Origin of the sequence: Micromonospora sp. NPDC005298 (genome assembly GCF_040607375.1) — a bacterium.
In the GTDB taxonomy this organism is placed as follows: Bacteria; Actinomycetota; Actinomycetes; order Mycobacteriales; family Micromonosporaceae; genus Micromonospora.
This window is the reverse complement of record NZ_JBEXGP010000004.1, coordinates 214,678-236,533: the sequence shown is the minus strand read 5'-3', so window position 1 is coordinate 236,533 and position 21,856 is coordinate 214,678. Positions and strand designations below refer to the sequence as shown.

At 72.4% G+C, this 21,856-nt stretch carries 18 protein-coding genes; 11 read left to right on the top strand and 7 right to left on the bottom strand.

What is annotated here, in order from left to right:
• Positions 1 to 47 precede the first annotated feature (47 nt).
• From ABZS77_RS11735 to ABZS77_RS11725, 3 genes are all read left to right on the top strand, one after another.
• Positions 48 to 893, top strand: a complete 846-nt coding sequence (locus ABZS77_RS11735; RefSeq protein WP_354821312.1) for a carbohydrate ABC transporter permease — start codon at positions 48 to 50, stop codon at positions 891 to 893.
• Positions 890 to 2,314: a GH1 family beta-glucosidase gene (locus tag ABZS77_RS11730; protein ID WP_354821056.1), complete on the top strand. Its 1,425-nt coding sequence runs from the start codon at positions 890 to 892 to the stop codon at positions 2,312 to 2,314. Before ABZS77_RS11735 ends, ABZS77_RS11730 begins: the two co-directional genes overlap by 4 nt.
• A gap of 82 nt (positions 2,315 to 2,396) precedes the next feature.
• The gene (locus tag ABZS77_RS11725; protein WP_354821053.1) at positions 2,397 to 3,443 is read left to right on the top strand and encodes a LacI family DNA-binding transcriptional regulator; all 1,047 of its coding nucleotides are present in this window, start codon (positions 2,397 to 2,399) and stop codon (positions 3,441 to 3,443) included.
• Between the two features lie 204 nt (positions 3,444 to 3,647).
• On the opposite strand, the gene ABZS77_RS11720 is transcribed toward ABZS77_RS11725, so the two are convergent.
• Positions 3,648 to 4,868, bottom strand: a complete 1,221-nt coding sequence (locus ABZS77_RS11720; protein WP_354821050.1) for an acyl-CoA dehydrogenase family protein — start codon at positions 4,866 to 4,868, stop codon at positions 3,648 to 3,650.
• The gene (locus tag ABZS77_RS11715) at positions 4,868 to 5,938 is read right to left on the bottom strand and encodes a phosphotransferase family protein (RefSeq protein ID WP_354821047.1); all 1,071 of its coding nucleotides are present in this window, start codon (positions 5,936 to 5,938) and stop codon (positions 4,868 to 4,870) included. The genes ABZS77_RS11720 and ABZS77_RS11715 overlap by 1 nt, the downstream gene beginning before the upstream one ends.
• A gap of 145 nt (positions 5,939 to 6,083) precedes the next feature.
• On the opposite strand from ABZS77_RS11715, the gene ABZS77_RS11710 reads away from it, so the two are divergent.
• The 3 genes from ABZS77_RS11710 to ABZS77_RS11700 all read left to right on the top strand — a co-directional run bounded on the left by ABZS77_RS11710 (position 6,084) and on the right by ABZS77_RS11700 (position 9,410).
• Positions 6,084 to 6,785, top strand: coding sequence for an amino acid-binding protein (locus ABZS77_RS11710; protein WP_354821044.1), 702 nt, complete (start codon positions 6,084 to 6,086; stop codon positions 6,783 to 6,785).
• Positions 6,786 to 6,847: 62 nt separating this feature from the next.
• Positions 6,848 to 8,245, top strand: a complete 1,398-nt coding sequence (locus ABZS77_RS11705; protein WP_354821041.1) for a DM9 repeat-containing protein — start codon at positions 6,848 to 6,850, stop codon at positions 8,243 to 8,245.
• A gap of 106 nt (positions 8,246 to 8,351) precedes the next feature.
• On the top strand, positions 8,352 to 9,410 hold the full coding sequence (locus ABZS77_RS11700; RefSeq protein ID WP_354821038.1) for a GNAT family N-acetyltransferase: 1,059 nt from the start codon (positions 8,352 to 8,354) through the stop codon (positions 9,408 to 9,410).
• On the opposite strand, the gene ABZS77_RS11695 is transcribed toward ABZS77_RS11700, so the two are convergent.
• Entirely contained in the window at positions 9,407 to 9,811 is a 405-nt protein-coding gene (locus ABZS77_RS11695) for a VOC family protein (RefSeq protein WP_354821035.1), read from the bottom strand. The two genes, ABZS77_RS11700 and ABZS77_RS11695, sit on opposite strands and share 4 nt — an antisense overlap.
• Before the next feature lie 77 nt (positions 9,812 to 9,888).
• Positions 9,889 to 11,454, bottom strand: a complete 1,566-nt coding sequence (locus ABZS77_RS11690) for an aldehyde dehydrogenase family protein (protein WP_354821032.1) — start codon at positions 11,452 to 11,454, stop codon at positions 9,889 to 9,891.
• Between the two features lie 389 nt (positions 11,455 to 11,843).
• On the opposite strand from ABZS77_RS11690, the gene ABZS77_RS11685 reads away from it, so the two are divergent.
• The 3 genes from ABZS77_RS11685 (at position 11,844) to ABZS77_RS11675 (ending at position 18,038) form a co-directional block, all read left to right on the top strand.
• Positions 11,844 to 14,735 carry a glycoside hydrolase family 9 protein gene (locus ABZS77_RS11685; RefSeq protein ID WP_354821029.1) on the top strand — a complete coding sequence of 964 codons (2,892 nt, stop codon included), beginning with the start codon at positions 11,844 to 11,846 and terminating at the stop codon, positions 14,733 to 14,735.
• Positions 14,736 to 14,942: 207 nt separating this feature from the next.
• Entirely contained in the window at positions 14,943 to 17,393 is a 2,451-nt protein-coding gene (locus ABZS77_RS11680; RefSeq protein ID WP_354821026.1) for a non-reducing end alpha-L-arabinofuranosidase family hydrolase, read from the top strand.
• A 114-nt stretch (positions 17,394 to 17,507) separates the two neighbouring features.
• Positions 17,508 to 18,038, top strand: a complete 531-nt coding sequence (locus ABZS77_RS11675; protein ID WP_354821023.1) for a DUF488 domain-containing protein — start codon at positions 17,508 to 17,510, stop codon at positions 18,036 to 18,038.
• Position 18,039: 1 nt separating this feature from the next.
• On the opposite strand, the gene ABZS77_RS11670 is transcribed toward ABZS77_RS11675, so the two are convergent.
• Genes ABZS77_RS11670 through bioB form a run of 3 tightly spaced genes read right to left on the bottom strand, consistent with a single transcriptional unit; the run spans position 18,040 to position 19,766 of the window.
• Positions 18,040 to 18,546, bottom strand: a complete 507-nt coding sequence (locus ABZS77_RS11670; RefSeq protein ID WP_354821020.1) for a GNAT family protein — start codon at positions 18,544 to 18,546, stop codon at positions 18,040 to 18,042.
• Between the two features lie 4 nt (positions 18,547 to 18,550).
• A complete protein-coding gene (locus tag ABZS77_RS11665; protein ID WP_354821309.1) occupies positions 18,551 to 18,769 on the bottom strand; it encodes a hypothetical protein in 219 nt (72 codons plus the stop codon).
• A 1-nt stretch (position 18,770) separates the two neighbouring features.
• Positions 18,771 to 19,766 (bottom strand): biotin synthase BioB, encoded by a 996-nt coding sequence (gene bioB / locus ABZS77_RS11660; protein WP_354821017.1) that lies wholly within the window; start codon positions 19,764 to 19,766, stop codon positions 18,771 to 18,773.
• Positions 19,767 to 19,920: 154 nt separating this feature from the next.
• On the opposite strand from bioB, the gene ABZS77_RS11655 reads away from it, so the two are divergent.
• Both ABZS77_RS11655 and bioD read left to right on the top strand, forming a co-directional pair.
• Positions 19,921 to 21,081, top strand: a complete 1,161-nt coding sequence (locus tag ABZS77_RS11655) for an 8-amino-7-oxononanoate synthase (RefSeq protein WP_354821306.1) — start codon at positions 19,921 to 19,923, stop codon at positions 21,079 to 21,081.
• Between the two features lie 17 nt (positions 21,082 to 21,098).
• Positions 21,099 to 21,803, top strand: a complete 705-nt coding sequence (gene bioD / locus ABZS77_RS11650) for a dethiobiotin synthase (RefSeq protein WP_354821303.1) — start codon at positions 21,099 to 21,101, stop codon at positions 21,801 to 21,803.
• Positions 21,804 to 21,856 lie beyond the last annotated feature (53 nt).

The following is a 21,856-nucleotide window of genomic DNA, read 5'->3' as shown; positions in this document are numbered from 1 at the left end:
CCACTCTGCGACCACCGGCGGCGCTGCCGCCGACCGGGCGTACCGGCATCCGCCACCGGGCGGAGAAGCTCTGGACGGCCAGCCCCCTGACCTGGGTCGGGCTCGTCTTCGGCGTGATCCTGTCGCTCTTCCCGTTCTACTGGATGATCGTCATCGCCTCGCGGACCAGCGACGCGGCCAACTCCTGGCCGCCGCCGTTCCTGCCCGGCGGCAAGCTGGGCGAGAACATCCAGCGGGTCCTCGACAACGGCGACGCGAACATCGTCAAGGGCCTGATGAACTCGTTCCTCGTGTCCGGCACGATCACCGTGGCGACCGTCTTCTTCGGCTCGCTCGCCGGGTTCGCGTTCGCGAAACTGAAGTTCCGGGGCAAGAACGCGCTGCTGCTCATCATCCTCGCCTCGATGATGATCCCGATCCAACTCGGCGTGCTGCCGTTGTACATCCTGATGGCCAAGCTGGAATGGCTGAACACCATGCCGTCGGTGACCGTGCCGTTCCTGATCGGCGGGTTCGGCATCTTCATGATGCGCCAGTACGCCGAACAGGCCGTGCCCAACGAACTGATCGAGGCGGCCCGCGTCGACGGTTGCTCCACCTGGCGCGTCTACTGGCACGTGGTCGTGCCGGCGCTGCGACCGGCGGCGGCGGTCCTCGGCCTGCTCACCTTCATGGAGCAGTGGAACCAGTTCTTCTGGCCGTTCGTGGTGCTGGCCGACCCGGCCAACCCGACCGTGCAGATCTCGCTGCGCAGTCTGAACACCGCCTACTTCGCGGACAACTCCCAGATCTTCGCGGGTACGTTGATCGCCACCCTTCCGCTGTTCATCGTGTTCGTCCTGTTCGGCCGCCAGATCATCGGCGGGATCATGGAAGGTGCCGTCAAGTCGTGAGCAACCCCGCCAGCCCGCCCGCCGTCGGTGTCCTCGACGACCGGCCCGGGTTGACCTTTCCACCCGGCTTCCTGTGGGGGGCCGCGACCGCCGCGTACCAGATCGAGGGGGCGGCGGCCGAGGACGGCCGCACCCCGTCCATCTGGGACACCTTCAGCCACACCGACGGCCGGGTCGTCGCCGGGCACACCGGCGACGTGGCCTGCGACCACTACCACCGGCTCGGCGACGACGTCGCGCTGATGGCCGAGCTGGGCCTGAAGTCGTACCGTTTCTCGGTCTCCTGGCCGCGGGTGCAGCCCGGCGGCACCGGTGCGGCCAACCAGCGCGGCCTGGACTTCTACCGGCGGCTCGTCGACGAGCTGCTGGCCAAGGGCATCGAGCCGTGGCTGACCCTCTACCACTGGGACCTGCCGCAGCCGCTGGAGGACGCCGGTGGCTGGCCGACCCGGGAAACCGCCGCGCGGTTCGCGGACTACACGACGCTCGTCGCCGACGCGCTCGGCGACCGGGTGCGCTACTGGACCACGCTCAACGAGCCGTGGTGCTCGGCGTTCCTCGGCTACGGCTCGGGCGTGCACGCGCCGGGTCGTACCGACGGCGCCGACGCGGTCCGGGCCGGGCACCACCTGATGCTCGGCCACGGCCTGGCCGTGCAGGCTCTGCGGGCCACCCGGCCGGACGCCGAGGTGGGTGTGACGGTCAACCTCTACCCGGTCGACCCGGCCACTGACGCGCCGGCGGACGTGGACGCGGCCCGGCGCATCGACGGGTTGGCCAACCGCTTCTTCCTCGACCCGCTGCTGCGCGGGTCGTACCCGTCGGACCTGGTGGCCGACCTGCGCACGGTGACCGACTTCGACCACGTGCGCGACGGTGACCTGGCGACCATCGCCACGCCACTGGACATGGTCGGCGTCAACTACTACAGCAGGCACGTCGTCGCCGCGCCGGTCGAGGGCGCCGAGGTCGACCCGGCCCCCTCGTGCTGGCCGGGCAGCGAGGACGTCCGCTTCGTCACCCGGGGCTTCCCGGTCACCGACATGGGCTGGGAGATCGACGCCCCCGGTCTGACCGAGACGCTGCGCCGGGTGCACGACGACTACACCGACCTGCCGCTGTACGTCACCGAGAACGGCTCCGCCTTCGTGGACGCGGTCGTCGACGGGCAGGTCGACGACGGCGACCGGCTCGCCTACTTCGACGGCCACCTGCGCGCAGCGCACGAGGCGATCAACGCGGGGGTGCCCCTGCGGGGATACTTCGCCTGGTCGTTGATGGATAATTTCGAGTGGGCGTGGGGTTACACCAAGCGATTCGGCATGATCCATGTCGATTACGACACCCAGGTCCGCATTCCCAAGTCCAGCGCCAGGTGGTACGCCTCGGTGATCCGACGCAACGGTCTGGCCGCACAATAGGCTCGGGCCAGCCATCAGGGCGGTCCTGGTGTCCACCCACCGCTGGTGGCGCCGGGTCCGCCCGCCGTCGGAGGAGCAGACGATGACAACGCAGCGCACCCGGTCGCTCGGGCGCCCGACCCTTGACGCGGTCGCGGCGCGCGCCGGCGTCGGCCGGGGCACGGTGTCCCGCGTCGTCAACGGCTCGCCCCAGGTCAGCCCGGAGGCCCGGGCCGCCGTCCAACAGGCCATCGCCGAGCTGGGGTACGTGCCGAACCGGGCCGCCCGAGCGCTCGTCACCCAGCGGACCGACTCCGTCGCCCTGGTGGTGTCCGAATCCGGCGAGCGGGTCTTCACCGAGCCGTTCTTCGCCTCGATCGTGCGGGGCATCAGCTCCGCGCTGCTCGAGACACCCATGCAGCTCTGGCTGGCCATGGCCCAGTCGCCGGTGGAACGGGAACGGGTCGAGCACCACCTGACCAACCAGCACGTCGACGGCGTCCTGCTGCTGTCCCTGCACGACTCCGACCCGCTGCCGACCCTGCTGGAAGAGCGCGGCCTGCCCGCCGTGCTCGGCGGTCGGCCCGCCCGGATGCTGCAACCCGGCGCCCAGCCGGCCTGGTTCGTCGACGTGGACAACGTTGGCGGGGCCCGACAGGCGGTGGAGTACCTGACGGGGCGGGGGCGGCGACGCATCGCCACCATCGCCGGGCCGCAGGACATGGGCGCCGGCCTCGCCCGGTTGGCCGGCTACACCGAGGCCGTCAAGGCCACCGGGGGTGGTGTCAACCCCGACCTGATCGCGTACGGCGACTTCAGCGAGGGCAGCGGCGCGAGCGCCATGCGGCGGCTCCTGGACGCCTGCCCCGACCTGGACGCGGTCTTCGTGGCGTCCGACCTGATGGCGTTCGGCGCGCTACGTACCCTGCGCGAGGCCGGCCGGCGGGTGCCCGAGGACGTCGCGGTGATCGGCTTCGACGACGCGACGATCGCCCGGCAGGCCGAACCGCCGCTGACCACGGTCTTCCAGCCGGTGGAGGAGATGGGCCGGCAGATGGCCCGCCTGCTGGTGGCCCGCATCCGCGGCGAGGACCTCCCCGCCCCGCACATCCTCCTGGACACCCAACTGGTCCACCGAGCCTCCGCCTGACCCACACCGCCACCCCCGGCCCGCCTGGGTGTCGCGAGGTCGGTGACGACATTTCGGACACGCGGCGCCGTCAATGTCATGATCGTCGGGGTGGAGTGCGCAAGATCGCGCTCGATCCTTGTTGTAGTGGTGTTGCGAGCGTCCGGAGGCCACTACATCCAGGATCGAGCACGATCACCGGTGCTGCCCGGCACCCGGTGCGCGTCAGGCGGGGGTGGGGGCCCAGCGGCGGAGTTCGCGCTTGGCCAGGGAGTTGCGGTGGACCTCGTCGGGGCCGTCGGCCAGGCGCAGCGTTCGGGTCTGCGCCCAGAGGGCGGCCAGCGGGGTGTCCTGGCTGACGCCGGCGCCGCCGTACCCCTGGATGGCCTTGTCGATCACCCACTCCGCCATCGCCGGCGTACCGATCTTGATGGCCTGGATCTCGGTGTGCGCGCCCTTGTTGCCGACGGTGTCCATCAGCCAGGCCGTCTTGAGTACCAGCAGGCGGGCCTGCTCGATGCGGACCCGGGACTCTGCGATCCACTCCCGGACGACGCCCTGCTCGGCGAGGGGCCGGCCGAACGCGATCCGCTCGTTGGCCCGGCGGCAGAGCAGCTCCAGAGCCCGTTCGGCCATTCCGATCAGCCGCATGCAGTGGTGGATCCGGCCCGGGCCGAGCCGCGCCTGGGCGATGGCGAAGCCGGTGCCCTCGGCGCCGATCAGGTTCTCCGCCGGCACCCGCACGTCGGTGAAGTCGATCTCGGCGTGCCCGCCGTGGGAGCCGTCGGTGTAGCCGAACACCGTCATGCCCCGGCGGACCTCCACCCCGGGTGCGTCCCGGGGGACCAGCACCATGCTCTGCTGGCGGTGCCGGTCGGCGTCCGGATCGGTCTTGCCCATCACGATGAAGATCTCGCAGCGCGGGTCCATCGCCCCGGACGACCACCACTTCCGCCCGTTGATCACGTACTCGTCGCCGTCGCGGGTGATCCGGGTGGCGATGTTCGTGGCGTCGGACGACGCCACGTCCGGCTCGGTCATGCAGAAAGCGGAGCGGATCTCACCCTCCAGCAGTGGCATCAGCCAGCGCTTCTGCTGCGCCTCCGAGCCGAACTCGGCAAGCAGCTCCATGTTGCCGGTGTCCGGTGCCGCGCAGTTGACCGCCTCCGGCGCGAGGTGCGGGCTGCGTCCGGTCAGCTCGGCCAGGGGAGCGTACTGGAGGTTCGTCAGGCCGGCGCCGTAGCGCGGGTCGGGCAGGAAGAGGTTCCACAGGCCGCGCTTGCGGGCCTCGGCCTTCAACTCGGCCAGCACCGGGGTACGCGACCACGGGTCACCGGCGGCCACCTGCTCGGCGTGCACCGCCTCGGCCGGGTAGACGTGCTCGGTCAGGAACCGGGTCAGCTCGTCGCGCAGCTCCTCGGTCCGGCTGTCGTATGAGAAGTCCATCACCGCTCCCTGGCGGCGGTCAGCCCGTGCTCGACCAGCGGTGCCACCATGTCGCCGATCCGGTCGAAACCCGCACCGAGGGTCTGCCCCAGGGTGTGCCGGTAGTGGATGCCCTCGCAGATGACCGCGAGCTTGAAACAGCCGAGCGCCACGTGCCAGTGCATCGGCCCGACGTCGACGTCGCTGCGCCCGGCGTACCTGTCGATCAGTTCGGTGCCGGTGGGGAAGCCGGCGCGCGGGCCGAGGCCGTCGGCGACGGGGTTGCCGGCGGTCGCCTCGCTGCCGCCGAGCACGTCCCAGTACGTCAGGAGCAGCCCGAGGTCGGCGAGGGGGTCGCCGAGGGTGGCCATCTCCCAGTCGAGCACCGCGTGCACGGCCACCGGGTCGGCCGAGGCGAGGAGGTTGTCGAGCCGGTAGTCGCCGTGCACGATCCGGCCGGCGTTCGCGCCCTCCGGCGCGGTCGCGGCGAGCAGGTCGCGCAGCTCGTCGATGCCGGGCAGTGGGCGGCTGCGGGAGCGGTCGAGTTGACCGGCCCAGCGGCGTACCTGCCGGGCCAGGTAACCGTCGGGGCGGCCGAAGTCGCTCAGCCCGACGGCGGCCGGGTCGACGGTGTGCAGCGCGGCGAGGGTGTCCATCATCGCCATGGCGAGGGCCCGGCGACGCTCGTCGCCGAGCGGGTCGGTCTGCGCGCGGGTGCGGAAGACCTCCCCATCGACGCGTTCCATCAGGTAGAACGGGGCGCCGATCACCTCGGGGTCGGCGCAGAGCAGCAGCGCCGCCGGGACCGGCACCTCGGTCGGCGCGAGCGCCGAGATGACCCGGAACTCGCGGGCCATGTCGTGTGCGGTCGCCAGGACGTGCCCGAGCGGCGGTCGGCGCAGCACGACCTCCCGGTCGCCGGCGTGCAGCAGGTAGGTGAGGTTGGACTTGCCGCCGGCGATCAGCTCGGCCCGCAGTGGCCCGGCGGCAAGCTCGGGCCGGTGCTCCGCGAGGTGGTCGGCGAGCCGGGCCAGGTCCAGGCCGGCCGGGACTGCTCCGGGCCGGAGTGCGTCGACGGCCGGATCAGTCATCCGACTAGTTGATGGCAGCCCGCTCACGTTGTCAAGGTCGGATTTTCCGCTCGGGACATGCCCCTGCAACAGGGACGAAATGGTCAACGGCCAGGCTGTGACCAGCCTGCCGGCCCTCGCCGGCCCGCCGAGCGGAGGGACAGACATGTTGCTGCGAGTTCGGGTCACCCTGCCGGACCGTCCGGGCACCCTCGGCCAGGTCGCCCGCACGCTCGGCGTCTCCGGCGCGGACATCGTCCAGGTGGTGGTCCTGGAGCGGCTCGGCGGGCGCGCGGTGGACGACTTCACGGTGGTCTGGCCGGGCGCCGCACGGGTGGAGCGGCTGCTGGCCGGTCTCGCGGCGATCCCCGGCGTACGGGTGGACGGCGTGTGGCGGGCGATCGGCGCGCCCACCACCACCGGTCAGGACGCGGAGCTGCTGGCCCAGGTCGCGGCGAACCCGGCCGACGGGCTGGCCACCCTGGTCGACGCGGTGCCCGGCCTGCTGGCGGCCGACTGGGCGGTGGCCGCCGTGGTCCCACTGGACTGGGCCTCGCGCAGCGGGGGTGGCGGAGCCACCGTCGGGCACGCGAGCTGGCGCGCTCCCGTACCCCTGCGGTTGCCGGAGGTGACCCCCCTGCGGGGCCGGTCGATGACCACCCCCGACGGCACCCACCACGCGGTGGCGCCGTTCGGCCGGGCCGGCCTCGTGCTGGTGGTGGCCCGCGAGTACAGCGACACGCTGCACGCCGCCGCGTTCCACAGCACCGAGGTGGACCGGCTCAGCCAGCTCGTCCGGGCCTGCGCGGTGATCCTCGGGGACCGGCTGGACCTGGTCGGCGCGCCGCCGGTCAGCGCCAACCCCTGAGCCGCCACCCGCCGGGGTCGGCGGTCCGTGAGGCCCGAGCCTGTTGATCTAGCCTCTCCGGAATGGATGTCGCTTTCGATGGATATCGCTGGGAGGCAGCCCGCGACGGCTCGATCCCGGCCGGCGCGGTACCGCACGGGTACGAGGCGGACGGTGAGCCGCTGTGGGCGTGCCGCGTCCGGATGCGCGGCGGCGTGCACCCGGGCCAGGTCCGTCCGGCCTTCGGCGCGGCCCGGACCACCTGGGCCGGGGAGGTGGTCCGCGTCGACGAGTACGAGGTGCTGATGGACCGCGGCGTCTGGGGCATCGCGTCCGGTGGCGCGGTGCCCGCGGACGCGCTGCTGGCGGGCCGTGAGAGTGACGGCGAACCGCTCTACGTCGCTCGCGCGGCGGTTGCGGCGGGCAGCCTGCGCATCGGCAAGGTGCGGCGGGCCTTCGGCGCCGCCAACATCGGGCACGGCGACGCCGAACGTACCGTCCGGTCCTACGAGGTGCTGCTGCGGCCGCCGGCTGCGGCGCCGGTGCGCGGGCGGCGGCCCGGGATCCAGATGGACCCCACCTACGCCGACTTCGGTCCCGAGCCGCCCCGCGTCGGGAACGTCACGATCACCGGCGTCGACCGTTCCTCGACCGCCAGCGACCACCTGGCCATCGGCGCCGGCGGATCGGTCGAGCTGGAGTTCGACGTGCCCGACCCGGCCGTCGTCGGCGAGGCCTGCGTCGCCATCCGGGCGCTCGCGTCGATGCTCTCCCGGGCGCCCGGGTACGCCCCGCTCACGGTGCGCCTCAACGGCGAGCCGCTGGCCGACCGGCTGCGGATCCCCAATGGCGGTGGGCTCCCGCAACGGCTGGTCTTCGCGGTTCCGGCCGAGGAGTTGACGGCCGGCCGGAACACGCTGCGCATCGAGAGCGGTGTCGACGCCCGCAGCATGCTGTGGCTGTACCGGGTGACGATCGACCCGATGCACGCACACGACCAGGCGGGGCTGGCCCTCGAACGGCAGGCGATCGCCGAGCCGGTGCTGCGGTACGCCAGCGAGGCCGGCGACATCACCATCTTCATCGACCGCGGGGAGCAGGACGTCCTCGAACAGGTGGCCTGGGCCGACGAGTCCGGCGCCGAGTACGCGATCACGTTCGAGAAGCGGCAGGCCGCCTTCTACGGCTGGCGGCGGCAGCCGGGTGGGGAGCCGACGGAGTTCCGTGGCCGGCTGACCCAACGCGGCACCGTCGCCAAGGAGGCGCGGCGCTTCTCCACCCAGGAGGGCTGGGCCGGTGGGTGGCACCGTTCGGGCGACCTGCTCGTCGCGGTGGACGTGGCCGGCCGCCCGGCCACCAGGCTGGCCTGGCGACACCTGCGGGGCAACAACGGCACTGTCGCCTTCGGCGACCGTGGATTCCTGGGCACCTACCAGCGGGTCGGGGAGGGCCCCATCGGCTACCGCGGCCGTCCCGCGTAGCGACGGACCCGGGCGGGGACATCGGCCTGAGCGCAACCCGTCACCGCCGGGCAATCGGGCGGCAACAGCGGGGGACGAGGGTGGTACCCGGGGAAGGGAGCCAACCATGACGTTGTGGCGGATCCGAGCGACCGTGGACGACCGGCCGGGCTACCTGTCGGTGCTCACCGCGAGCCTCGCGCTGCGCGGGGTCAACATCCTCACCGTGCAGGTGCAGCCGACCGAGCGGGGCGCGGTGGACGACTTCCTGGTCGACGCACCTGACACGCTCGACGAGGCCGAGCTGATCGCGGCGGTCGAGCGGGGTCGCGGGCGGGACTGCTGGGTGGCGCGCAGCGAGGCGCGCGGCCTGATCGACCAGCCGACCCGGGTGCTCGGGTTGGCCAACCGGCTGGTGCGTGACCCGGACGCGACGGGCGAGGCGCTGCGGACGCTGCTCGGCGCCGACTCGGTCAGCTGGCGTCCGGCGTCGACAGGCGTCGAGCGGGGCGTCACCGGCGCCACCATGTCGTTGGCCGACCCGGCGGGCGGATCGTTCGCGCTGCGCCGGGCGGCGCCCGCGTTCACCCCTGCGGAGTACGCCCGGGCGCAGGCCCTTGTCGAGTTGGCCGCCACCGTGGCGCGGCGCGCCGCCGAGCAGGTCACCCTGGTGCTGCCCGACGGCGCCGAGGTGGCCGTCCGGCCGGCCTGCGTGGACGACCTGTCGGGCGTGCTGGAGCTGCACGAGGGCTGTTCCCCGCGGAGCCGGCAGCGGCGGTACCTCAGCGGTGCCGCGGTGCCGCGGCCGGCCCGGCTGCGTCGACTGTTGGAGCCGGGGCGCGGGTTGGCGCTCGTCGCCACGGCCACCGGCGTCGACGGTGCGTCGGAGTCGGTGGTCGCCATGGCCAACCTGCTCGGCGAGGGCGACGAGGCCGAGGTGGCGTTGCTGGTGCGCGACGACTGGCAGCGCCGTGGGCTCGGGTCGGCGCTCCTGCGCCGGCTGGCCCGGCACGCCGACGTGGCCGGCTACGCGGCGCTCGTGCTGCACGTGCAGGCCGAGAACGCCCCGATGCTGCGTACCCTACGTCGGCTGGATCGGCCTACGGTCACGGACCGCGACGGCACCCTGCTCAGCCTCACCGTGCCCCTCACCGCCCCGGCCACCGTGACGGTACCGGGGGTCTAGCGAGGGCCCTCGGCTGGTTTGCGGCGGCCGGACACGCAGAACCGGTTGCCCTCCGGGTCGGCGAGCACCACGTACGGCGGCTCGGTCGGGAGTGGATCGGTCGGGTAGTGCCGCCAGTCGACCTGTCGGGCGCCGAGGGCCAGGAGCCTGTCGACCTCCTCGTCGAGGGTGCGTTCGCCGGCGTCCAGGTCGAGGTGGACGCGGGGAAACTCCTCGACCGGGCTGTCGCTGAGGTCCATCGCGATGGCCGCGCCGGGCATCCCGGGCGGCGGCTCCAGCACGATCCACTCGTCGCCGGGGTGGCGGGGCGGGCGTCGGCGGTAGCCGAGGGCGGCGGCCCAGAAAGCCCCGGCCCGGTCCGCGTCAGACACCCCCAGCGAGAGTTGCGCGATCATCGCCATCACCCGACGGTACGCCAACGGCGCGTCGCGGCGCGGGGCCCCCGGCCTGTCGCCGGGGCCCGCGCCACGCACTGCGATCAGGTGGCGGGGTAGCTGCTGTAGTCGGGGAAGTTGCCGTACAGCCGGCCCTGGCCGCCGACGGTGACGGCGTGCACCAGCAGGTCGCCGCCGACGAACGCGCCCTTCCACGAGGCGCCCCGGCCGCCGAACGGCTCGTCGCGGTCACCCCGCGAGCGCGGCTTGTTGATGCCCACCTTGAACGCCTGGAGGTCCACCGCGAGCTTGCCGGCCAGTTCCTCGTCGTCGCAGGCCAGGGACGCGACAAGCGCGCCGTTGGAGGCGTTCATCGCGGCCAGCAGCTCGTCGGTGGTGTCCACCACGACGATCGTGTCGACCGGTCCGAACGGTTCGGCGTGCATAAGCCGCGACCGCCCGGGCGGGGCGAGCAGCACCGACGGCGCGACGTACGCCGAGGTGTCCTGACCGGGCACGAACGGCGCGCCGGTCAGCTTGCCCCGGTGCAGCGGCACCGCACCGCCGCGGACCGCCTCGTCGACCTTGCGGTGCAGTTCGTCGGCCTTGGCGGCGCTGATCAGCGGCCCGAAGTCCAGTTCGGGCAGGGGGTCGCCGGCGGTCCAGTTCTCGTCGACGGCGAGCGGGTGGCCGAAGCGGACCGAGCGTACGACCGGCAGGTACATGTCGAGGAACTCGTCGACCAGGTCGCGCTGGACCACGAATCGGGGGTACGCGGTGCAGCGCTGCTTGCCGTACTCGAAGCCCTTCTTCAGGTGCGCGGCGAGCAGGTCCCACTGGGAGAAGTTCCAGATGCCCCAGGCGTTGAGGCCCTCCTGCTCGATGAAGTGCCGCTTGTCGCTGTCGAGCAGCGCGGCGGCCACCTTGCCGCCGTTGGAGCGGCCGCCGACGAACGCCACCGCGCCGATCTCGGGTGCGCGGACCAGCACTTCGGACAGTTCCTCGCCGCCGCCGGAGACGAGGGTGGCGGGGAGTCCGGCGCGGCGCATCAGCGCGTGCGCGACGGTCAGGCAGACCGCGCCGCCCTGTGACGGCGTCTTGGCGATGACCGCGTTGCCGGCCAGCAGTTGGACCAGTTCGGCGTGCACGAGGACGCTCATCGGGTAGTTCCAGGAGGCGATGTTGCTGACCGGGCCGGGCAGCGGCTCACGGCCGTCGGCGAGCATCCGGTCGATCTCGTCGGCGTACCAGCGGACGCCGTCGAGCGCGCGGTCCACGTCGGCGCAGGCGAGCCGCCACGGCTTGCCGATCTCCCAGACCAGCAGCAGCGCGAGCAGGTCGCGGTGGGCGGTGAGGGCGTCCAGCGCGTCGGCGACCCGGGCCTTGCGGTCGGCGAGCGGGGTCCGGGCCCAGGCGTGGTGCGCGGCGGTGGCGTGGGTGACGGCGGCGCGGGCCGTGTCGGCGTCGAGCCGGGGCAGGTTGATGATGACCGTGTTGTCCACCGGGGTGCGGACCGGGGCGGGGCGGCCCACAGCCCGCCATTCGCCCTCGACGAGGTTGTGCAGTGTGGTGACGCCGTCCACGTCGGCGCCGAACGCCTCGGGCGCGGCGGCCACCGCGCGGGCGAGGACCTCGGACCAGGCGGTGCCGTCGGCGAGTCGTAGTGCCATCGCGTCCTCCTCAGGGTCGACCGGGGAGCGGCGGCGTCGGTGGCACCACTGGTGGTCCGTACTGTCTCGCGCGCGGTAGCGGGTCAGCAACAGTACGTTTGTCTGGCTGGACCTCGTCGGGTGTGTCGTGTCCGGCGGCCGGTGCGGCGGTGGCGAGCCCGAGCTGCGGACACGTCGACGACACCATCGACATGTATCGATGGTGTGATGTGGGCCGGAGCGCGGTCTTCCCAAACCGATGTCGCGGCCGTTACATTGTCGATTATCCATGGGAGCGCTTCCACGGCTGCCCTGGTGACACCGCCACCCCACCGTCGCCGGTGGCCACGCCGCCCCCACGCCGTCCCGCGTCGGTGCGACCACCGGCGGCGCCTCCGACAGGAGCCGCCATGCGCCACCTGACCCGGCCGGTTCCCGGCCGACCCGAACGGCCCCCGGCCGCCGACCAGCCCTGGCCCAGACGAATGCTGGCCGCCGGCATCGCCCTGCTCACCGGACTGTCCCTCGTGGTCGCCGCCCCCCTGGCCGGGGCCGCCTCCGCCGCTCCGGCGACCTTCAACTACGCCGAGGCGTTGCAGAAGTCGCTGCTCTTCTACGAGGCGCAGCAGTCGGGCGACCTGCCGGACTGGAACCGGGTCTCCTGGCGCGGCGACAGCGCCCTCACCGACGGCCGGGACGCCGGGGTGGACCTCACCGGCGGCTGGTACGACGCCGGCGACCACGTCAAGTTCGGCTTCCCGATGGCGTTCAGCGCCACGATGCTCGCCTGGGGCGCGGTCGAGTACCGCAGCGGCTACACCACCTCCGGGCAACTGCCGCACCTGCTCAACAACCTGCGCTTCGTCAACGACTACTTCATCAAGGCGCACCCGTCGGCAAACGTCCTCTACGGGCAGGTCGGCAAGGGCGACGACGACCACAAGTGGTGGGGTCCGGCCGAGGTGATGCCGATGGCGCGGCCCGCGTACAAGATCGATGCGAGCTGTGGCGGCGCGGACCTGGCGGGCGAGACGGCGGCCGCGATGGCCGCCTCCTCGATGGTGTTCCGGCCCACCGACGCGGCCTACGCGGACAAGCTCCTCAGCCACGCCCGGCAGCTCTACACCTTCGCCGACACGGTGCGGAAGGCCTACAGCGAGTGCATCACCGACGCGGCGTCGTTCTACAAGTCGTGGAGCGGCTGGCAGGACGAGCTGGTGTGGGGCGCCATCTGGCTCTACCGGGCCACCGGCGACGCCAGCTATCTGGCCAAGGCCGAGAGTGAGTACGACAAGCTCGGCACCGAGCCGCAGTCCACCACCCGCTCCTACAAGTGGACCATCGCCTGGGACAACAAGCAGTTCGGCGCGTACGTGCTGCTGGCCAACCTGACCGGCAAGCAGAAGTACGTCGACGACGCCAACCGTTGGCTGGACTACTGGACCGTCGGCGTGAACGGGCAGCGGGTGCCGTACTCGCCCGGTGGGATGGCGGTGCTCGACTCCTGGGGCGCGCTGCGCTACGCGGCCAACACCTCCTTCGCCGCGCTCGTCTACAGCGACAAGACCACCGACACGACCCGCAAGGCGCGCTACCACGACTTCGCCGTCCGGCAGATCAACTACGCGCTCGGTGACAACCCGCGCAACTCCAGCTACGTGATCGGGTTCGGGGCGAACGCGCCGAAGAACCCGCACCACCGCACCGCGCACGGGTCCTGGTGGGACAGCCAGACCGTGCCCGTCGAGACCCGGCACACCCTCTACGGCGCGCTCGTCGGCGGCCCGTCCTCGGCGAACGACGCGTACACCGACAGCCGGTCGGACTACGTGATGAACGAGGTCGCCACCGACTACAACGCCGGCTTCACCTCGTCGCTGGTCCGGCTGACCTCCGAGTACGGCGGCAGCCCGCTGGCCAACTTCCCGGTCGCCGAGACGCCCGACATGGACGAGCTGACCGTGGAGACCACCGTGGCGCAGGCCGAACCGCGGGCCACCGGGCTCAAGGTGATGGTCTACAACAAGTCGGCGTTCCCGGCCCGCGCGCTGACCGCCGGAAAGTTCCGGTACTACTTCCGGCCCGACGGCACCGGCCCGGTGCAGGTGACCGCCGGCTACACCCAGGGCTGCCCGTCCCCGACCACCGCGAAGCAGCTCAGCGGCGACATCTGGTACGTCGAGGTGGACTGCACCGGCTACACGATCGCCCCGGCCGGCCAGTCGCAGCACCGGATGGAGGTCCAGTTCAAGATCGGCGTGCCGGAGGGCGGCACGTGGGACCCGACGAATGACCCGTCGTACCAGGCGACCGCCGGACCCAACCGGAAGGTGCCGCTCTACTCCGCCGGGGTACGTGTGTGGGGCGAGGAGCCCGGACCGGCCATCCCGGACACCACCGCGCCCACGGCGCCCGGTACGCCCGTCGCGTCCGCCGTCACGTCCAGCGGGCTCACGCTGACCTGGGCCGCGTCCACCGACACCGGCGGCAGCGGGTTGGCCGGCTACGAGGTGACCCGTACCTCGGCCGGCGCCGACCCGGTCGTCACCGCCTCGACGGGGGCCACCCTGGTCGTGACCGGGCTGGCGCCCGAGCGGACGTACCAGTTCACCGTGCGGGCGCTCGACGGCGCCGGCAACCGCTCGGCGGCATCGGCAGCGCTCAGCGTCACCACGCCGGCCGGCCCGGCGCCGGACACCACAGCGCCGACCGCACCCGGTACGCCCACCGCCTCCGCGATCGGCCCGACCGGCCTGACCCTGACCTGGGGCCCGTCCACCGACGCGGTGGGCGTCACCGCCTACCGCGTCTACCGGGGCGGGAACGTCCTGGTCGGCTCGGCCGCCGGCACCACGCTGGCGGTGACCGGGCTGACCGCCTCCACGACGTACACGTTCACCGTGGTGGCGGTGGACGCGGCCGGAAACGTCTCGTCCGCGTCGCCCGGCGTCACGGTCACCACCACGGCCCCGCCGACCGGCGGCGGCTGCGCGGTGACCTGGACGGCGAACAACTGGGACACCGGGTTCACCGCGAACATCACGATCGCAAACACCGGAACGACGCCGATAAACGGCTGGACGCTCGCGTTCACCTTCCCGAGCAGCGGGCAGAAGATCGGGCAAGCCTGGTCGGCGAACGTGACCCAGACCGGCACCGCGGTGACGGCGTCGAACCTGTCCTACAACGGGACACTGGCGCCGGGCGCGTCGACGAGCTTCGGCTTCAACGGCACCCACACCGGCAGTGCCACCAGGCCGGCCGCCTTCACCCTGAACGGCACCGCCTGCACCGTCTCCTGACCCTCGACCCGGTGTGGCGTGGCCGGTGCCGCGACCTGGCGGCCGGCCACGCCGCACCGCGCAAGTTCAAAACATTCCCGAAACTTTTCCGAAAACTCCGCTGCCCGGACCGGCGCGTGGTTAGCATCGACCGAGTTAGATATTCCAATCGACATCTCCGGTCGTCCCGCCTCGACGGCCCGGGTGCAGGCCACTAAGGAGGCCGAGATGGCAACAGACCCATCCGTTCATCGCGGCGGGACTCGGCGACGGCGATCACCCGCCGTCCGAGCGCTGCTCGCCGGCGTGTTCAGCGTCGTGACCGTGGCCGCCATCGCGGTGATCATGCCCTCGGCGAACGCCGCCGCGACCACGCTCGGCGCGGCCGCCGCGCAGTCGGGCCGGTACTTCGGCACGGCGATCGCGGCCGGCCGGCTCAACGACTCGACGTACAGCACGATCGCCGGCCGTGAGTTCAACATGATCACGGCCGAGAACGAGATGAAGCCGGACGCGACGGAGCCCCAGCGGGGCCAGTTCAACTTCAGCGCCGGTGACCAGATCTACAACTGGGCCACCCAGCGTGGCCTGAAGGTCCGGGGGCACACCCTGGCCTGGCACGCGCAGCAGCCCAGTTTCTGGGGCAGCCTCAGCGGCAGCGCCCTGCGTCAGGCGATGATCGACCACATCAATGGCGTGATGGCCCACTACAAGGGCAAGCTCGCCGCGTGGGACGTGGTGAACGAGGCGTTCGCCGAGGACGGCAGCCGCCGGTCGTCGAACCTTCAGAGCACCGGCAACGACTGGATCGAGGCCGCGTTCCGGGCCGCGCGGGCCGCCGACCCGTCGGTCAAGCTCTGCTACAACGACTACAACATCGAGAACTGGTCGTACGGCAAGACGCAGGGCGTCTACCGCATGATCCAGGACTTCAAGTCCCGTGGCGTGCCGATCGACTGCGTCGGCTTGCAGACCCACTTCACCGGCGGCAGCTCGCTGCCGAGCAACTTCCAGACGACGCTGTCCAGCTTCGCCGCGCTCGGCGTGGACGTGGCGCTGACCGAGGTCGACGTCACCAACTCCTCCACCACCCAGTACGCCGGCCTGACCCAGGCGTGCCTGAACGTGCCGCGCTGCATCGGCATCACCGTCTGGGGCGTACGCGACAGCGACTCCTGGCGCTCGAACGAGAGCCCGCTGCTCTTCGACGGCGGCGGCAACAAGAAGGCCGCGTACAACTCCGTCCTCAACGCGCTCAACGCGGCCCCCCCGACCACGACCCCGACCCCGACCCCGACGGTTACCCCGACCACGACCCCACCGCCGAGCGGCGGCGCCGGCCGGATCGTCGGGGTGCAGTCGGGCCGGTGCATCGACGTGCCCAACGCCACACAGACCAACGGCACCCGCGTCCAGCTCTACGACTGCAACAGCCAGTCGAACCAGCAGTGGACGTACACCAGCGGCAAGCAGTTGCGGGTCTACGGCACCAAGTGCCTCGACGCGAACGGCGCGGCCACCGCGAACGGCACCGGAATCATCATCTGGGACTGCAACAGCGGGGCGAACCAGCAGTGGAACATCAACTCCAACGGCACCATCAGCGGCGTGCAGTCCGGCCGCTGCCTAGACGTCTGGGGCACCGGCAACGGCCAGCAGGTCCAGCTGTACGACTGCCACGGGCAGACCAACCAGCAGTGGCGGACCGACTTCGGTGGCGGCACCACGCCGCCGACGTCGACCCCGCCGACCACCACCCCGCCGCAGAACGGCTGCGCGCTCCCGTCGACCTACCGGTGGTCGTCGACCGGCGCGCTGGCGAACCCGCAGAACGGGTGGGTCTCGGTCAAGGACTTCACCAACGTGGTCTACAACGGCAAGCACCTGGTCTACGCGTCCAACGTCAACAGCGGCGGCTCGTACGGCTCGATGAACTTCGGCCTGTTCACCAACTGGTCCGACATGGCCTCGGCCAGCCAGACCGGGATGAGCCAGGGCACGGTGGCGCCCACGCTGCTGTACTTCGCACCGAAGAACATCTGGGTGCTGGCGTACCAGTGGGGACCGACCTCGTTCAGCTACAAGACGTCGAGTGACCCGACGAACGCCAACGGCTGGTCCTCGGCGCAGACGCTGTCCACCGCCACCCTCCCGGACGCCCCGTACGGGGTGATCGACCAGACCCTCATCGGCGACGACCAGAACATGTACCTGTTCTTCGCCGGGGACAACGGCAAGATCTACCGGTCGAGCATGCCGCTGGGGAACTTCCCGGGCAGCTTCGGCTCGACCTACACGACGGTCATGACCGACTCGACGAACAACCTGTTCGAGGGCGTCGAGGTCTACAAGGTGCAGGGCCAGAACCAGTACCTGATGATCGTCGAGGCGATCGGAAGCCAGGGACGCTACTTCCGGTCGTTCACGTCCAACAGCCTGAGCGGCTCCTGGACCCCGCAGGCCGCCAGCGAGAGCAACCCCTTCGCCGGCAAGGCCAACAGCGGCGCGACGTGGACCAACGACATCAGCCACGGTGACCTGGTCCGCACCAACCCCGACCAGACCAAGACCGTCGACGCCTGCAACCTGCAGATGCTGTACCAGGGCAAGAACCCCAGTGCGGGAGGCGACTACAACCTGCTGCCGTGGCGGCCGGGTGTCCTGACCCTCCAGCGCTAGGCCCACTGCGCAGAACCGAAGCGCGCCCGGCACCGTGTGGTGCCGGGCGCGCTTTTCGGTGGACCGGGCCGGGGCCGCCGGGCGGACGACGGCGAACCGGGGCAAGCTGGGTCGATGGAGCGCGAGTTGGTGACCGTCGGGCACGGGACCGCCGGCCGGGACCAGTTTGGGGCACTGCTCGCCGACGCGGAGATCGCCGTGGTCGTGGACGTGCGCCGCTACCCGGCCAGCCGGACCAACCCGGACGTCCGCCGGGAGGCCATGGAACGCTGGCTGCCCGAACGGGGCATCGGCTACCGCTGGGAGCCGCGCCTCGGCGGCCGCCGACACCTCCGCGCCGGCGAGCCGGAACCGGACACCTGGTGGACTGTCGCGGCCTTCCGGGCGTACGCCGCGTACACGCGCACGCCCGACTTCGGCACGGCCCTGGACGAGGTGCTGGCCGACGCCGCATCGCGCACCACAGCGGTGATGTGCAGTGAGAGCGTCTGGTGGCGCTGCCACCGGCGGCTGATCGCCGACGTCGCGGTGCTCGGCCGCGGGGTGCCGGTGTCGCACCTCATGCCGGACGGCCGGCTCAGCCCGCACCGGCCGGCCGAGGGCGCCCGCCGCCTGCCCGACGGGCATCTGCTCTGGGCAGGCTGACTCAGTCGGCCAGGTCCTCCGCGAGCAGGTCCATCAGCAGCGCGTCGTGCCAGCGCCCGTCCGCCCCGCGCTCGTAGCGGCGCATGATGCCCACCGGCCGGAAGCCCACCTTCGCGTACGCCCGGATGGCCGCGCTGTTCGCCGCGGCCGGGTCGATGGTGAACCGGTGGTGGCCGTACTCGTCGATCAGGTGCCGGGCCAGGGTACGGACGGCGTCTCCGCCCAGGCCCTCGCCGCGTACCGCCGGGTCGAGGAAGACGTCCAGGCTGGCGTGCCGGTAGTCCGGGTCCTGCTCGGCGTGCCACTGGATCGCGCCGATCACCCGGCCGTCGTGCTCGATGGCGTACAGGGCGAGGTCGTCGTCGTCCAGGTCGGCCTGGACGGACGCGGCCAGGTCGTCGCCGCCGCGCCACCACCGGCGTACCTCCGGGTCGGCCCGGATGGCCGCGAGGGCCGGCACGTCCGCGACCGTCGCCGGTCGGAGGGTCACCGCACGCCCGCGCAGCACCGGCTCAGCCTCGGCTCTCGCCGTGCTCGACGCAGACCGCCGACCAGCCGACCGGCAGCACCTGCACCTTCATCCGGCGTCGGCACCGCGGGCAGTAGCGCGGCGGCTCCAGGGTGCGGGCCGCCGCGCACGACTCGTGCCCGGCGGCCGGCGCCTCCTCGCCGCAGCGGTCACACCAACGCTGCGCTGCCACAAGCTCGGTCACGTCGTCCTCACCGGTCAGCTCAGAGGGTCGCGGAGAGGGCCTTGACCGGCATCTTCAGCTCGTCCAGCAGGTCCAGGTCGGCGGTCGCCGGACGACCCAGCGTGGTCAGGTAGTTGCCGACGATCACCGCGTTGATGCCGCCGAGCAGACCGTCGCGGGTGCCCAGGTCACCGAGGGTGATCTCCCGGCCGCCCGCGTACCGCAGGATGGTGCGCGGCATGGCCAGCCGGAACGCGGCGATGGCCCGCAGCGCGTCCTTGCCCTCGACCACCGGGCGGTCGCCGAGCGGGGTGCCCGGGCGCGGGTTGAGGAAGTTGAGCGGCACCTCGTGCGGGTTCAGCTCGGCGAGCTGCGTGGCGAACTCGGCCCGCTGCTCGACGGTCTCGCCGAGGCCGAGGATGCCGCCGCAGCACACCTCCATGCCGGAGTCGCGGACCATCCGCAGCGTCTCCCAGCGCTCCTCCCACGAGTGGGTGGTGACCACGTTGGGGAAGTACGACCGGCAGGTCTCCAGGTTGTGGTTGTAGCGGTGCACGCCCATGTCGACGAGGTCGTCGACCTGCTCCTGGGAGAGCATGCCCAGCGACGCGGCGACCTGGATGTCGACCTCGGCCTTGATGGCGGCCACGCCCTCGCGCATCTGCTTCATCAGCCGCGCGTCCGGGCCGCGCACCGCGGCCACGATGCAGAACTCGGTCGCCCCGGTCTTCGCGGTCTGCTTCGCCGCCTCGACGAGCGACGGGATGTCCAGCCAGACCGAGCGCACCGGGGAGGTGAACAGCCCCGACTGGGAGCAGAAGTGGCAGTCCTCCGGGCAGCCGCCCGTCTTCAGCGAGACGATGCCCTCGACCTCGACCTCCGGACCGCACCAGCGCATCCGCACGTCGTGGGCGAGTTGGAGGGCGGCGGGCAGGTGCTCGTCGGGCAGACTGAGCACGGCGAGGACGCCGGCCTGGTCGAGGCCGACACCGTCACCCAGGACCTGGGTCCGGGCCTGGTCGAGGATCTCTGGCATGGCTCGTACCCTACAAGGCCTCCCGATCAGCCGGAATGACCCGCCGTCGGTGGGCCCTCGCACCCGGTGGATCCGTCGGGCCGATGGCGGCGGGTGGTAATTTCGCCCGGCGGGTGTCGGCGTGACCGGCGCGGACAGCGGCGAAGGGGTGACGGTGGCGGACTGGCTGGCGGCGCTCGACCGTCGCGCGGACCTGCGGGCGAAGGCCGGCCTGACCCGGCGACTACAGCCGCGTCCCGCCAACGACGGCATGACCGACCTGGCCGGCAACGACTACCTCGGCCTGGCGACCCACCCGGAGGTCACCGCCGCCGCCACGGCGGCCCTGTCGGCGTACGGGCTGGGGGCCACCGGGTCGCGGCTGGTGCGCGGCTCGACCGACGCGCACCACGCGCTCGAGGCCGAGCTGGCGCGGTGGCTGGGCACCGACGGCTCACTCGTCTTCTCCTCCGGCTACCTGGCCAACCTGGGCGCGCTGCGGGCCCTCGTGCGGCCCCGCACGCTGCTCGTCTCCGACGCGCACAACCACGCCTCCCTGATCGACGGGTGCCGGATCTCCGGCGCGGAGACCGTGGTCACCGCGCACGCCGACGTGACGGCTGTCGCCGCGGCGCTGGCGGCGGCCCCGGGCCGTCCGGCGGTGGTGGTCACCGAGTCGGTCTTCTCGGTCGACGGTGACCTCGCCCCGCTCGCCCGACTGCACGCGGTGGCCCGCAGCCACGGCGCGTTGCTGCTCGTCGACGACGCGCACGGACTCGGTGTGACCGGTCCGGCCGGTGCCGGCGCGGTCGCCGCCGCCGGGCTGGCCGGCGAACCGGACGTGGTGGTCACCGCCACCCTGTCCAAGGCGCTGGGCGGCGCGGGGGGAGTGGTCGCCGGTCCGGCCGAGTTCGTCAGGCACCTGGTCGAGACCGGGCGCACGTTCATCTTCGACACCGCGCTGCCGCCGGCGGTCGCCGCCGGGGTGCACGCCGCGCTGCGGCTGGCCCGGACCGGCGACGACCTGCGGGCCGAGGTGGCCGACCGGGTCGTGCTGGCGGTCGGTCGGCTGCGCGCGGCCGGGTTCGTCGTGTCCGCCCCGGACGCGGCGGTGATCTCGGTGACCGCTCCCGGCCCGGAGGCGGCGACGGCCTGGGCCGCAGCCTGCCGGGACCGGGGTGTCGCGGTGGGCTGTTTCCGGCCGCCGTCCACCCCGGACAGCCGTTCCCGGCTGCGGCTCACGGTCAGCGCCGGGGTGCCCCGGGCGGCCTTCGAGCAGGCACTGAACGTCGTCGTGGAGTGTGCGCCGGCGAGGGATTCCGAGGTGGTCGCGTGAGTGCCTGGCAGGGAGTGGTGCTGGTCACCGGCACCGACACCGAGGTCGGCAAGACCGTGGTGACCGCGGCGATCACGGCGGCCGCGCAGGCCGCCGGCCTCCGGGTGGCCGTGGTCAAACCGGGCCAGACCGGCACGGCCAGCGGTGAACCGGGTGACGTGGACGCGGTGAACCGGCTCGCCGCGCCGTTGACCGGCCGTACGCTGGCCAGCTACCCGGATCCGCTGGCGCCGCTGGCCGCCGCCCGGGTGGCCGACCTGCCCCCGCTTGAGCTGTACACGGCGGTGGACGCCGTACGCGACGAGACCGACAAGCACGACCTGGTGCTCGTCGAGGGCGCCGGTGGACTGCTGGTGCCGATGGGCCTGCGCCCGTCGGGCGAGCCGTGGACGATGGCCGACCTGGCGGTGTCGCTCGGCGCGCCCGCGGTGGTGGTGGCCCGCGCCGGCCTGGGCACCCTCAACCACACCGCGCTGACCCTGGAGGCGCTGGACCGGCGGGCGGTGCCGGCGGGCGTGGTGATCGGCGCGTGGCCGGCCATGCCGGAGCTGGTGCACTGGACGAACCTCACCGACCTGGTGCCGAACCTGCTCGGCGCGGTGCCCGACGGCGCGGGCGCGATGGACCCGGGCGTGTTCCGGCGGTCGGCGCCGGGCTGGCTCACCCCGGCCCTGCACGGGGTGCTCGACGACTGGCGGACCTGGGCCGAGGAGAGCGGCTGAACACCTGACTTTCGTCGGTGTCCGGGCAGGTCGGGCGTGGGTAGCGTGGCCGC